Below are 12,588 nucleotides of genomic sequence, written 5' to 3'. Positions count from 1 at the left end.
TGCGGCCCGCTTCCGGCGGGCGTACATTCTGCGGCGCTCCCGCCGCCATGTGGGGGTGGCGCCAGCGAGCCGGCAGGCGCCGGTTTTCGCGGCACCTCACGAACTCGGGCGTTTCTGGCGTAAAACTCCTCCATGCCACTCGGCACCCTCGATCGCACCGCGCCGCCCCTCTTCAACCAGGGGCCGTCGGCGCTCAGCAAGCTGATCTTCTTCAGCGCGTTGTCACTGTTTCTCATGGTGGCGGATGCGCGCTTCCACATCGTGCAGCCGGTGCGCGCGGCCATTGGTGCGGTGCTGTACCCGGTGCAATGGGTGGCGATGAAGCCGGTGCAGTTCGTGCTCGGCGGCACCCGCTATGTCGAGGACCTGCAAACGGCTCAGCGCAATGAGGCCGAGGCCCGCAAATCGCTCGCGCTGCAGTCGGAGCGCGCCAGCCAATCCGACGCCCTCGCCCAGGAAAACGCGCGGCTGCGCTCGATGCTCGAACTGCGGGCCAGCACCACCACGCCGGGCCGCGTTGCCGAGGTGCTCTATGACGCGGCCGACCCCTACACCCGCAAGCTGATCCTCGACCAGGGCATGACGCACGGCATCCTGCCCGGCTCGCCGGTGATCGACGAGCGCGGCGTGCTCGGACAGGTCACGCAGGTGCAGCCGTTCACGAGCGAGGTCACGCTGGTGACCGACCGCGACCTGGCCATCCCGGTGCAGAACACCCGCACGGGCGCGCGCAGCGTGGCCTTCGGCGAGGCCAATGCCTATGGGGGCGGGCTGGAATTGCGCTTCATGCAGGCCAACTCGGATGTGCAGGAAGGGGATGTGCTGACGACCAGCGGCGTGGACGGTGTCTACCCGGCGGGCTTGCCGGTCGGCAAGATCGACCGCATCGAGCGACGCGCGGATTCTGCCTTCGCGCGCATCCATTGCGTGCCGGCGGGCGGCGTGGCGGCCGCGCGCTACGTGATGGTGCTGGTGCCTGCGAACGTGAATCTGCCGCCCAAGCCGGCGCCGGTCGTGGCGCCGCCGGTCGCTCCCGCGAAGAAGAAGGGCGACAAGCCGGCCAAGGGCGAGAAGGCGGACAAGACGAACAAGGCTGCCCCTGTCGACAAGGCCGACAAGGCGGACAAGCCGGCCAAGGCCGCCGCGCCGCCCCCGCCCGACAAGGCAGACGTGGCCGCGGACAAGGCCGCCGACAAGGCGGCAGAGAAGGCCGACCGCAAAGAGAAAGGAGCCGCGCGATGATCATGCGTCCCGGCCAGCAGCAACTCCTGCTGCCCGTCAGCCCGCTCTTCATCTGGGGCAGCCTACTGCTGACCCTGCTGCTGAACATGCTGCCGCTCGGCCGCATCGCCTGGTTCCCTGACCTGATGGCGCTGGCCATCGTGTTCTGGAGCGTGCACCAGCCCACGCGCATCGGCATCGGCGTGGCTTTCGTGTTCGGGCTTTTCATGGACGTGCACCAGGCCGCCATGCTTGGCCAGCACGCGCTCTCGTACACGGCGCTGAGCTTCTTCGCGATCATGATGCATCGGCGCCTGCTGTGGTACCCGGTGATCTCGCAGGCGCTGCAGTTGCTGCCGTTGTTCGCGCTGTCGCACTTCGTCGAGCTCGGTATCCGCATGATCGGCGGCGGCGTGTTTCCAGGCTGGAACCTTGCGCTGGCGCCGTTGATCGAAGCGGTGCTCTGGCCCTTCGTCAGTGCCTTGCTGCTCGCGCCGCAACGTCGCACGCCGGAGCCGGACGCCAACCGGCCCTTGTGATCGGCATGCCGTCGCGGGACGTTGCCATTGATATCCCACAAGCCTAAGCTCTAGCCCCCTCGATGACTGAAATCCGCAACGTCGCCGCCGACATCGCGCGCTTCAAGCGTCGCGTGATCGCGATCGGCCTCGTCGTGCTGACGGCCTTCAGCCTGCTCGGCCTGCGACTGACCTACCTGCAGGTGGTGCGCCATGAGGACCTGGCAGAACAGGCCGAGAACAACCGCACCGCGGTCGTGCCGGTGGTGCCCAACCGCGGCCTGATCCTCGACCGCAACGGCATCGTGCTGGCTTCCAACTATTCGGCCTACACGCTGGAAATCACGCCCTCCAAGGTGGCCGACCTCGAGGACACCATTGACGGCCTGGCCACCGTGATCGAGGTCGGGCCGCGTGACCGGCGGCGCTTCAAGCGGCTGCGCGAGGATTCACGCAGCTTCGACTCCATCCCCATCCGCACCCGCCTGAGCGACGAGGAAGTGGCCCGCTTCGCCGCGCAGCGCTATCGCTTCCCCGGCGTGGAGATCAAGGCGCGCCTGTTCCGCAACTATCCGCACGGGGAGATCGCCAGCCACGTGCTCGGCTACATCGGTCGCATCAACCAGACCGAAAAGGCCGCGATGGAGGATTGGAGCGACGAGGACTACGACAACTACCGGGGCACCGAGTACATCGGCAAGCTCGGCATCGAGCAGAGCTACGAGAAGACCCTGCACGGCCTGACCGGCGTCGAGCAGATGGAAACCTCCGCCGGCGGCCGCGCGGTGCGCCGGCTCAACGGCCATCCGGCCACGCCCGGCAACACCGTGATGCTGTCGCTCGACATCAAGCTGCAGAAGATGGTCGAGGACATGTACGGCGAGCGCCGTGGCGCGATGGTAGCCCTCGACCCCAAGACCGGCGAGGTGCTGGCCTTCGTCAGCAAGCCCACATTCGATCCCAACCTGTTCGTCGAAGGCATCGACAGCGAGAGCTGGAAGGAACTCAGCGAGTCCATCGACAAGCCGCTGCTCAACCGGGCGCTGCGCGGCACCTATCCGCCCGGCTCCACCTACAAGCCCTTCATGGCCATGGGCGCGCTGCAGACCGGCAAGCGCGGGCCCAGCGTGCAGATCAACGACCCGGGCTTCTACAACTTCGCCGGCCACCGCTTCGGCAGCCCCGAGGGCAACATCGGCAACGTCGACATGCGCCGCTCGATCCAGCTGTCGAGCAACATCTACTACTACTCGCTGGCCAACGAGATGGGCGTGGACCTGATCCATGACTTCATGAAGCCGATGGGCTTCGGCCAGATCACCGGCATCGACCTGGGCGGCGAGGTGCGCGGCGTGCTGCCCAGCACCGAATGGAAGCGCAACGCCTACAAGCGCCCCGAGATGAAGAAGTGGTATGCCGGGGAGACCATCTCCCTGGGCATCGGGCAGGGCTACAACAGCTTCACGATGCTGCAAATGGCGCAGGCCACCTCCATCATCGCGGACGTCGGCCGCAAGCATCAGCCGCACCTGGTGGTCGCCACGCGCGACACCGTCACCGGAAAGACCACGCCGGTCGAGCCGCCGCCGACCATCGACCTCCACTTCGCACCGGCCAACGTGGCCGTGGTGCGGGAAGGCCTCCAAGCCGTGATCACCGGCGGTACGGCGCGTGCCGTGTTCGTTGGCGCCGGGTACGTCGCGGCCGGCAAGACCGGGACGGCCCAGGCCGTGACGCAGGCGCAGAACACCAAGTACAACGCCAAGGCGCTGGAGGAACATCAGCGCGACCATGCCTTGTTCATTGCCTTCGCGCCGGCCAACGATCCGAAGATCGCGGTGGCGGTGATCGTGGAGAACGCGGGTTGGGGTGCGGGCGCCGCAGCGCCGATCGCGCGGCGGGTGTTCGACTACTGGCTGCTCGGCCAGTATCCGAGCGAGGCCGACATGGCGGCCATCAAGTTGGGCAAGGCCTCTGCGCCCATCGGCAAGCCCCGGCTGGCAAGCGAGGCCGCGTGGCCTGTGCCGGCGTCAACGCCAGGTGGTACATCGACCAGCGCGCCCGCCGCTACGCCCTGACATTGCGTTTGATGGCCTTGCGCCGAACTGTCGCTCTCCATTTATACGCAGGCCCATAAGCACCCGCGGAACCGCCCTTGCCGGGCCGCTGGGTGCGCCCTCTCGGAGGTGGGCCGGTTTACCACTCCCCCGTTTCACGCACGCGCTGGTCCAGGTCCAGGTGCGCAAGATGATCCTGCCGGCGCTGGGCATTGACGCGACTGCGGTGAGCCGAGAGGAGGTCGAACCGGCGTGCCACGGCTGCGGCGAGGGGGGTCCGTTGTTGAGCGACGGCTGGCGTGCGGACGGTGCTGAGTTGAGTGCGCATTTTTATGGATCCCTTTTGAACGCCTTCGATGATCGTTCCAGCACGCGCCTCACTGTAAAAAATGTTCGTGAACTGCTTGGGGATTCCTGTTGTTATCCGTCGCTCGCACGGTGTAGATCGGTGAACCTGCGGCGGATCGCAATCGCCATGGAGACTCTGATCAAGTCCCTAACGTAGAAATGCGTCGTACCCCGTCTTGAGGATCAACGCGCTCACCACCACGATGAACACGCCGCGCACGAAGCCCGCGCCGTGCTTGAGGGCCACGCGCGTGCCGAGCACGCTGCCAGCGACGTTCGCCACCGCCATGACCAGGCCGTAGTGCCACCATACGTGCCCCTTGGCCGCCAACAGCATCAAGGCGGCGAGGTTGGTGGCGACGTTGATGCACTTGGCCGAGGCGGACGCGTTGAGAAAGTCGTAGCCGAGCCAGCGCACGAACAGGAACACCAGGAAGCTGCCCGTGCCGGGACCGAAGAAGCCGTCATACAGCCCGATCAGCAGGCCGATCGCGCAGGCGGCCAGGATCTCGTGCCTGCCCGCGAAGCGCGGCACATGGTGGCGTCCCATGTCCTTGCGGGCCAGGGTGTAGCCCAGGACCGCCAGCAGGATGAAGGGCAGCGCGCGCCGCAGGAATTCGCCCGGGAACACGGTGATCGCCCAGGCTCCGAGCAACGATCCTGCAAAGCCGACCGCGGCGGCGGGCAGCAGCGACGCCCATTGCAGTTGAACCTTTCGGCCGAACTGGGCTGCCGCAGCCGCCGTGCCCCAGACCGAAGCGCTCTTGTTGGTGCCCAGCAACGTCGCCGGCGGTGCACCGGGGAAGGTCGCGAAAAGCGCCGGCACCAGAATGAGTCCGCCACCGCCCACGATCGAATCGACAAATCCCCCGAGGAGGGACGCTCCCGTGACCACCAGCATTTCCATCGCGGGCATTGTCTCACCGTGAATTGCTATCGAATTGCTATCGAATTGATAGCAAATGAGGCCCGTGCATGGCCGCCCAGGGCGCCCGGGCATAAAAAAAGCGCCGGCTAGCGGCGCTTTATCAAGGTGCGGCACACAGTGTCAATGCACGGAGGCCTTTTTTAATTTTGTTGTACTTGGTCGCGAAGTTTTGTCTCCTCGGCCCCGCCCAGCGGGCATGGCCCGTTGCGAGTGGCGAGACTTTAGCGTTAGCACCTTCGGAGTGCATTGGGGGATACCCGTTGCTCAGTGGCAACGTCGGCATTAGGTTTGTGTCTTTCGTTCGCAAATGTTAACAACCCGCCGCATCGGGCTTTGCGCCGTGCAGAGGCGGATGCTCGACGGTTCCCGCCGTGCAAGCAGCTTCTCGCGACGCTGCTGGTGCGCGCTCGATCAGGCCGCCGCGCGAATCCACGCCGCGGCCTTCTCGGCCATCATCAAGGTTGGACTGTTGGTGTTGCCGCTGGTGATGGTCGGCATGGCGCCGGCATCGACTACGCGCAGCCCCGCGATGAAGCCGCCGCGGCCATCGCGCAGGCGCAGTCGCGAATCGAGCACCGCCATGGGATCGCTGTCGGCGCCCATCCTGGTGGTGCCAACCGGGTGAAAGATCGTGGTGGCGATGTCGCCCGCGAGCCGGGCCAGCTCATCGTCGCTCTGGTACTGGACGCCGGGCTTCCATTCCTGCGGCTTGTACCGTGCCAGCGCCGGCTGCGCCACGATGTTGCGCGTGACGCGCAGCGAATCGGCGGCGACCTTGCGGTCTTCCTCGGTGCTCAGGTAGTTGGGCGCGATGGCCGGCGCGTCCTGCCAGCGCGGGGTCTTGATGCGCACGGTGCCTCGGCTCGTCGGGTTGAGGTTGCACACGCTGGCGGTGAACGCGGGGAACGCGTGCAGAGGCTCACCGAAGGCGTCGAGCGACAGCGGCTGCACGTGGTACTCCAGGTTCGGCCATTCGTACGCGGGCGAGCTTCGCGTGAAGGCGCCGAGCTGCGATGGCGCCATGCTCATCGGCCCGGTGCGCTTCATGAGGTATTCGAGGCCGATCTTCGCCTTGCCGAATATCGACGAAGCCAGCACGTTGAGCGTCGGCGCGCCGTCGATCTTGAAGACCGCCCGGATCTGCAGATGGTCCTGCAGGTTGGCGCCCACGCCCGGCAGGTCGGCCACCACCGGAATGTCGTGCTGCCGCAGCAAGTCCGCCGGACCGATGCCCGAAAGCTGCAGGATCTGCGGCGAGCCGATGCTGCCGCCGGACAGGATCACCTCCTGCGTGGCATGCGCCGTGACCATCTGGTGCCCGTCCCACACCTCCACCCCGGTGCAGCGCTGGCTGCCGTCGGGCTGCATCTCGACGATCAGCTTCGTGACGTGGGCATTGACCCACATCTCGAAGTTCGGCCGGCCGTAGCAGGCCGGCCGCAGGAAGGCCTTGGCCGTGTTCCAGCGCCAGCCGTTCTTCTGGTTGACCTGGAAGTAGCCGACGCCTTCGTTGGTGCCGCGGTTGAAGTCGGTGGAATGCGGGACGCCGGCCTGCACGGCGGCTTCGGCGAAGGCGTCGAGGATGTCCCAGCGCAGGCGTTGTTTCTCCACCTTCCACTCGCCGCCGGCGCCATGCAGGTCGTCGGCGCCGAGGTAGTAGTCCTCGTGCTTCTTGAAGGCCGGGAGCACCTTGTCCCAGCGCCATTCGTCGTCGCCCGTGAGTGCGGCCCACTGGTCGTAGTCACGCGCCTGGCCGCGCATGTAGATCATCCCGTTGATGCTGGAGCAGCCGCCCAGCGTCTTGCCGCGCGGATAGCGCAGGCTGCGCCCGTTGAGGCCGGCGTCGGGCTCGGTGTTGTAGAGCCAGTCGGTGCGCGGGTTGCCGATGCAGTAGAGGTAGCCGACCGGGATGTGGATCCAGTGGTAGTCGTCCTTGCGGCCGGCCTCGATCAGCAGGGTGCGCTTCTGCTTTTGCTGCGTGAGGCGGTTGCACAGCAGCGCGCCGGCGGTGCCGCCGCCGATGACGATGTAGTCGAAAGTGGTGTCGGTCATTTGAATCGGTCGCACCAAGGTCGTTTTTTCATTGTTATCAGCCTTTCGGCTGCTCGATGCGCGTGGTCACTTCGTCTTCTTGCGTCTCATAGTCCGAAGGACGCAGGTGAGGCGCGTTGTGGCTTTCAATCTTGTCGAAGAGACCTAAGAGATTCGAGAGACCGACAACATTGGCGACTCCCAAATTTCCATCGTCTTTGACAACGAAGCAGGCGTACGGCGTGTTATCTAGTCCGGCCGCCAGAGTACCTTTGGCCTTGGCTTTCAACTTCCCAAGCCATTCGAAGTAGGCGCGGCCTATCGGTGGTTCGAACCCCATGCCTTCCACGAACTTCAATAGGCCGGACTTAGCGATGCCTCCAAGCATGCCTCGCCTCGGCGCGTCATCAGACATGAGTCCAGGGAGGTAAGAGCACATTTGAAAAGTTGTCTCAGATAGCGGGCACTTAAACGAGATCTCGTCAGTCTTGTCGCTGAGATCCAATGTGACAAGCGTGTGGGCCGCCGCATACCTCCAATTCGTTGCACTCCTGAAGAAATCATTGCCGATCTCCGGAGGCGGTCGCTCAATCATTTTCTTGAACTCAGCGTGAGCGTTCTCTCGCGCTTCGATACCAAATTTCTTGAGTTCACTGTGAATATTTGACAGATTTCTTTTGAATTCAAAAACGAAAATTTCATTGAGGACGACCGCCGCGTCGCCGAGAAGTGTCTCCGCTTTTCCGTCAAGAGCGAGATAGAGAAAATTCTTCTTTGGATTGTTCTGAATTGAGGCTGCAAAGAAGAGAACTTCCCTAACCTTTTCGACAGGGTCGAACACAGCCGCTACCGGCGCGGAAGAAGCATCCATCACTTCGCCGTCGGCATCACGAACTCCGCGCCCTTGCCGATGCTCTCCGGCCAGCGCTGCATGACCGACTTCTGCTTCGTATAGAAGCGCACGCCTTCCTCGCCATAGGCATGCATGTCGCCGAACAGCGAACGCTTCCAGCCGCCGAAGCCGTGCCAGGCCATCGGCACCGGGATCGGCACGTTGATGCCGACCATGCCGACCTGGATGCGCCGGCTGAACTCGCGCGCCACGTTGCCGTCGCGGGTGAAGCAACTCACGCCGTTGCCGAACTCGTGGTCGTTGATGAGGTCCACCGCTTCGGCCAGGTCGTGCACGCGTACGCAGCCCAGCACCGGGCCGAAGATCTCTTCCTTGTAGATGCGCATCTCGGGCGTGACATGGTCGAACAGCGTGCCGCCCATCCAGAATCCGTCGTCGCAACCTTCGCCGGCCTTCTTCGCATCGAAGCCGCGGCCGTCGACCAGCAGCTTGGCGCCTTCCTTCTCGCCCACGCCGATGTAGCCGGTGATGCGCTCGTGCGCCGCCTTGGTCACGATCGGGCCCATCTCGGCCGCGAGGTTCTCGCCGTCGAGCACCTTCAACGTTTGCGTGCGCTCGACGAGCTTGGGCAGCAGGCGGTCGGCCACGTCGCCGACCAGCACCGCCACCGAGATCGCCATGCAGCGCTCGCCGGCCGAGCCGTAGCCGGAGCCGATCAGCGCGTCGACGGCCTGGTCGATGTCGGCATCGGGCATCACGACCATGTGGTTCTTCGCGCCGCCCAGCGCCTGCACGCGCTTGCCATGGTGCGCGCCGGTCTCGTAGATGTAGTTGGCGATGGGCGTCGAGCCGACGAAGCTGATGGCCTTCACGTCGGGGTGTTCCAGCAGCGCATCGACAGCGACCTTGTCCCCTTGCACGACGTTGAAGACGCCATCCGGCAGGCCGGCTTCCTTGAGCAGTTCGGCGATGCGCAGCGAGGGGCTCGGGTCGGTGGGGCTCGGCTTGAGGATGAAGCAGTTGCCAGCGGCGATGGCCACCGGGAACATCCACATCGGCACCATCACCGGGAAGTTGAACGGCGTGATGCCGGCCACCACGCCGAGCGGCTGGCGCAGCGTCCAGTTGTCGATGCCGGTCGAGACCTGGTCGGTGAAATCTCCCTTCAGCAATTGCGGGATGCCGCAAGCGAACTCCACGATGTCGATGCCGCGCGTGACTTCGCCCTGTGCGTCGGTGAAGACCTTGCCGTGCTCGGCGGTGATCAGGTGGGCCAGTTCGTCCTTGTGCAGGTTCAGCAATTCGAGGAACTTGAACAGCACGCGCGCGCGGCGGATCGGCGGCGTGTCGGCCCAGGCCGGAAAGGCCGCCTTGGCCGCCGCCACGGCCGCGTCGACCTCGACTGCGCTCGCCAGGCCCGCGGCCCCGGTCACCGTGCCGGTGGCGGGATTGGTCACGTCCTGCGTCCGGCCCGAGGTGTTGGCGACCATGCGGCCGTTGATGAAGTGATCGATCGGAGCCTTGATGATTTGCATGGCGATGTCTCTGGTGGTGTCGATGAAGTGCGGGCAGTTTAGGCATGCCGGCCGAGCGCGCCAAGCCATGAAAAGCTGAATTGATTGTTCGTCATCATGAACAATGCAGGCATGGCGCAACAAAAAATCGAATCGCTGTGGATGCACCTGCATTGGCTCACGGTCCTGGCCCAGCAAGGCAGCTACACGGCGGCGGCGCAGCGGCTCGGCGTGAGCAAGGCGGCGATGAGCCAGCGCATCGCCGAACTCGAGCGCGCCGCCGGCGTGCCGCTGGTGCAGCGCACCACCCGCAGCATGCGGCTCACCGACGCCGGCCGGCACCTGGTGGAAGACATGCGGCAGCCGTTCGAGGACATCGCCCACAGCTTCGCGGGCGTGCGCGACCTCGCAGGCGTGCCGCGCGGGCTGGTGCGCGTGACGGCGCCGGTCGCCTTCGCGCGGCAGCAACTGGTGCCGCGGCTGGCGGACTTCTTGCGCGCACAGCCTGAAGTGCGCATCGAACTCGACCTCTCCGACCGTCTCAGTTCCCTCGCCATGGAAGGCTTCGACCTCGCCGTGCGCCACAGCGCTGCGCCGCCCGACACGCACGTCGCCTGGACGCTGTGCGACACGCGTTCCGTGCTGGTCGCGAGCCGCGCCTATCTGCGCCGACGTGGCAATCCCGACACACCGCAGGCACTCGCCGATCACGATTGCCTGCACTACCCACGCGCACAGGACACGCCCGCCTGGCACTTCGAGGCCAGGGCGACAGGACGGACCCCCGTGAATGCCCCGCGCGTCACGGTGGCGGTCACCGGCCCGCTCGCCGCCAACAACAGCGAAGCGCTGCGCGATGCCGCCATCGCGGGCCTCGGCATCGCGCTGCTGCCGGACTTCAGCGCGCAGGCCGCGTTGCAGTCCGGCAAGGTGGTCGAGGTGCTGCCGCAGTGGCAACCCGTCGGTGCCTTCGGCGATCGGCTCTACGCCATCCGCCCGTATGCGACCCATGTGCCGCGCGCCGTCGCATCCTTCGTCGCCTGGCTGCGCGAAACGCTGGCGGGTGGCTTCGGCAGCGGTGCCCGGGTGGGGGTCGTTCCTACACCGCGCGCGCAGCCCCAGCGGTTACGATGACGCGAGCCTTGACACCCCTCCCAACCAGCGCGCTTCCCGGAACACATCGAGCCCATGCCCGCCGTTGCGCCTCCCGCGCCTGACACCGCACCGCGCGTCGAACAGACGTCCGGCACGGTCACGGCCAGTGGCCGCTGGACCGCCATGGCGATTGCCCAGCCGAACGCATGGCAGACGCTGCTGCAAGGCCTGGCCTCTACGCGTTCCGCGACGGCCTGGGACCTGCGGCCCATCGATGCGCTCGACCACGTTGGCGCGCAGGTGCTCTGGAACCATTGGGGCAAGGCATGGCCCGCGCAACTGGAAATGGACGCGCAGCACAAGGCCGTGCTCGACCAGGTCGCGCAGTACACCTGCAGCATGCCCGAGGAGCCGCCGAAGAGCTTGGCCGACCGCGTCCGGGCCTTCGCGCACACCGGCCCGCGCGTCCTGTTCGTGGCGCGCGATTTCCTGCGCATCATCGGCCAGCTCACGCTCGACATCGTCCGGCTCTTCCGCGCGCCGCACCGCGCGCCGTGGCGCGATTTCTCGGGCCAGCTCTACCAGTTCGGCGCCACCGCGCTGCCGATCACCGCGCTGGTCGGCTTGCTCATCGGCGTGGTGCTGGCCTACCTCACCTCGCAACAGTTGCGCAACTTCGGCGCCGAGGCCTTCATCGTCAACATCCTCGGGCTGTCGCTCATCCGCGAACTCGGCCCGGTGCTGGCGGCAGTGCTGATCGCCGGGCGCTCCGGCTCGGCCATCACCGCGCAGATCGGCGTGATGCGCGTGACGGAAGAACTCGACGCCATGCGCGTGATGGGCATCTCGCACGGCTTCCGGCTGGTCATGCCGCGCGTGCTGGCGCTCGCCATCGCGATGCCGCTGATCAGCATGTGGACCTCGATGGCCGCGCTCATTGGCGGCATGATGGCGGCCAACGCGGCGCTCGACATCTCGCCCATCTATTTCCTGACGGCGCTGCCGCGCGCGGTGCCGCTGTCGAACCTCTGGATTGCCCTGTCGAAGTCGGCGGTGTTCGGCATCCTGATCGCGCTGATCGGCTGCTACTTCGGGCTCAAGGTGAAGCCCAACACCGAGAGCCTGGGGCGCGGCACCACATCGTCGGTGGTGACTTCGATCACCATCGTGATCCTTGTCGATGCCCTGTTCGCCGTGCTCTTCAAGGGCTTCGGGTTGCGCCAATGATGGGGCCGGCCAACACAGTCGAGAACGTGGTCGAGATCCGCAATCTCTGGACCGTCTTCAAGTCGCCCGACGGCGACCAGGTCGTGCACCGCGATCTCAACCTGGTGATCCGCCGCGGCGAGGTGCTGTCGCTGGTGGGCGGCTCGGGCACCGGCAAGACGGTGCTGCTGCGCCAGATCCTGGGGCTGGAGCATCCGGACAAGGGCGAGGTCAGCGTGCTCGGCCGGCCGCCCGGCCACTTCCGCGGCATGGCCGCAGCCAACGTCGGCATGCTGTTCCAGCACGGCGCGCTGTTCTCCGCCTTCAGCGTGCTCGACAACATCGCGTTTCCGCTGCGCGAGCTGAAGGTCTTCCCCGACGAACTGATCCGCGACGCGGCGCTGGTCAAGTTGCAGATGGTGGGGCTCGATCCGCAGCAGGCGGCCAAGAGCCCGTCGGACCTGTCGGGCGGGATGATCAAGCGCGTGGCGCTGGCGCGTGCGCTCATCATGGACCCGCCGCTGCTGCTGCTCGACGAGCCCACCGCCGGCCTCGACCCCGAAAGCGCCGATGGTTTCTGCGACCTGCTCAGCGGCCTGCACCGCGAGTTGGGGCTCACCGTGGTGATGGTCACGCACGACCTCGACACGCTGTTCGACCTGAGCACCCGCATTGCCGTGCTCGCCGACAAGAAGGTGATCGTGACCGGCAGCGCGCGCGACGTGATCGCCTATCCGCATCCGTTCATCCACGAGTATTTCCTCGGCGGCCGTGGCCAGCGTGCCATGGAAGCCCTGCACGAGAAACGATAGCGAGG

General features: G+C 65.9%; 11 protein-coding genes. 7 read left to right on the top strand and 4 right to left on the bottom strand.

Annotated elements, in window-relative coordinates; translation table 11 throughout:
- Positions 1-132: 132 nt before the first annotated feature.
- From mreC to HB681_RS08410, 4 genes are all read left to right on the top strand, one after another.
- Positions 133-1,242 (top strand): rod shape-determining protein MreC, encoded by a 1,110-nt coding sequence (gene mreC / locus HB681_RS08425; protein ID WP_213954354.1) that lies wholly within the window; start codon positions 133-135, stop codon positions 1,240-1,242.
- Entirely contained in the window at positions 1,239-1,760 is a 522-nt protein-coding gene (mreD, locus tag HB681_RS08420) for a rod shape-determining protein MreD (protein ID WP_213954353.1), read from the top strand. Before mreC ends, mreD begins: the two co-directional genes overlap by 4 nt.
- Positions 1,761-1,822: 62 nt before the next feature.
- Positions 1,823-3,817: a penicillin-binding protein 2 gene (mrdA, locus tag HB681_RS08415; RefSeq protein WP_213954352.1), complete on the top strand. Its 1,995-nt coding sequence runs from the start codon at positions 1,823-1,825 to the stop codon at positions 3,815-3,817.
- Positions 3,818-3,986: 169 nt separating this feature from the next.
- Positions 3,987-4,301 carry a hypothetical protein gene (locus tag HB681_RS08410; RefSeq protein WP_213954351.1) on the top strand — a complete coding sequence of 105 codons (315 nt, stop codon included), beginning with the start codon at positions 3,987-3,989 and terminating at the stop codon, positions 4,299-4,301.
- Here the strand turns inward: HB681_RS08410 and HB681_RS08405 are convergent.
- The 4 genes from HB681_RS08405 to HB681_RS08390 form a co-directional block, all read right to left on the bottom strand.
- The gene (locus tag HB681_RS08405) at positions 4,293-5,051 is read right to left on the bottom strand and encodes a TSUP family transporter (RefSeq protein ID WP_213954649.1); all 759 of its coding nucleotides are present in this window, start codon (positions 5,049-5,051) and stop codon (positions 4,293-4,295) included. The genes HB681_RS08410 and HB681_RS08405 overlap by 9 nt on opposite strands.
- Before the next feature lie 432 nt (positions 5,052-5,483).
- On the bottom strand, positions 5,484-7,124 hold the full coding sequence (locus tag HB681_RS08400; RefSeq protein ID WP_213954350.1) for a GMC family oxidoreductase N-terminal domain-containing protein: 1,641 nt from the start codon (positions 7,122-7,124) through the stop codon (positions 5,484-5,486).
- A 37-nt stretch (positions 7,125-7,161) separates the two neighbouring features.
- A complete protein-coding gene (locus HB681_RS08395) occupies positions 7,162-7,974 on the bottom strand; it encodes a hypothetical protein (protein WP_213954349.1) in 813 nt (270 codons plus the stop codon).
- Positions 7,974-9,491 carry a CoA-acylating methylmalonate-semialdehyde dehydrogenase gene (locus HB681_RS08390; RefSeq protein WP_213954348.1) on the bottom strand — a complete coding sequence of 506 codons (1,518 nt, stop codon included), beginning with the start codon at positions 9,489-9,491 and terminating at the stop codon, positions 7,974-7,976. The genes HB681_RS08395 and HB681_RS08390 overlap by 1 nt, the downstream gene beginning before the upstream one ends.
- A 111-nt stretch (positions 9,492-9,602) precedes the next feature.
- Between HB681_RS08390 and HB681_RS08385 the strand changes: the two genes are divergently transcribed.
- The 3 genes from HB681_RS08385 to HB681_RS08375 are packed head-to-tail and all read left to right on the top strand — an operon-like array spanning position 9,603 to position 12,583.
- Positions 9,603-10,604: a LysR family transcriptional regulator gene (locus HB681_RS08385; protein ID WP_213954648.1), complete on the top strand. Its 1,002-nt coding sequence runs from the start codon at positions 9,603-9,605 to the stop codon at positions 10,602-10,604.
- 54 nt (positions 10,605-10,658) lie between these two features.
- Positions 10,659-11,792 carry an ABC transporter permease gene (locus HB681_RS08380; protein WP_213954347.1) on the top strand — a complete coding sequence of 378 codons (1,134 nt, stop codon included), beginning with the start codon at positions 10,659-10,661 and terminating at the stop codon, positions 11,790-11,792.
- Positions 11,789-12,583 (top strand): ATP-binding cassette domain-containing protein, encoded by a 795-nt coding sequence (locus tag HB681_RS08375; protein ID WP_256354195.1) that lies wholly within the window; start codon positions 11,789-11,791, stop codon positions 12,581-12,583. The genes HB681_RS08380 and HB681_RS08375 overlap by 4 nt, the downstream gene beginning before the upstream one ends.
- Positions 12,584-12,588 lie beyond the last annotated feature (5 nt).

Source organism: Variovorax sp. dw_954, from assembly GCF_018449755.1.
In the GTDB taxonomy this organism is placed as follows: Bacteria; Pseudomonadota; Gammaproteobacteria; order Burkholderiales; family Burkholderiaceae_C; genus Variovorax.
This window is presented reverse-complemented; position numbering and strand designations above follow the sequence as displayed.

What these genes read in the sequence shown, in the direction of transcription:
- mreC (WP_213954354.1), top strand. Translation starts at nt 133, where the DNA reads ATGCCACTCGGCACCCTCGATCGCACCGCGCCGCCCCTCTTCAACCAG.
- mreD (WP_213954353.1), top strand. Translation starts at nt 1,239, where the DNA reads ATGATCATGCGTCCCGGCCAGCAGCAACTCCTGCTGCCCGTCAGCCCG.
- mrdA (WP_213954352.1), top strand. Translation starts at nt 1,823, where the DNA reads ATGACTGAAATCCGCAACGTCGCCGCCGACATCGCGCGCTTCAAGCGT.
- HB681_RS08410 (WP_213954351.1), top strand. Translation starts at nt 3,987, where the DNA reads ATGATCCTGCCGGCGCTGGGCATTGACGCGACTGCGGTGAGCCGAGAG.
- HB681_RS08405 (WP_213954649.1), bottom strand. Translation starts at nt 5,051, where the DNA reads ATGGAAATGCTGGTGGTCACGGGAGCGTCCCTCCTCGGGGGATTTGTC.
- HB681_RS08400 (WP_213954350.1), bottom strand. Translation starts at nt 7,124, where the DNA reads ATGACCGACACCACTTTCGACTACATCGTCATCGGCGGCGGCACCGCC.
- HB681_RS08395 (WP_213954349.1), bottom strand. Translation starts at nt 7,974, where the DNA reads ATGGATGCTTCTTCCGCGCCGGTAGCGGCTGTGTTCGACCCTGTCGAA.
- HB681_RS08390 (WP_213954348.1), bottom strand. Translation starts at nt 9,491, where the DNA reads ATGCAAATCATCAAGGCTCCGATCGATCACTTCATCAACGGCCGCATG.
- HB681_RS08385 (WP_213954648.1), top strand. Translation starts at nt 9,603, where the DNA reads ATGGCGCAACAAAAAATCGAATCGCTGTGGATGCACCTGCATTGGCTC.
- HB681_RS08380 (WP_213954347.1), top strand. Translation starts at nt 10,659, where the DNA reads ATGCCCGCCGTTGCGCCTCCCGCGCCTGACACCGCACCGCGCGTCGAA.
- HB681_RS08375 (WP_256354195.1), top strand. Translation starts at nt 11,789, where the DNA reads ATGATGGGGCCGGCCAACACAGTCGAGAACGTGGTCGAGATCCGCAAT.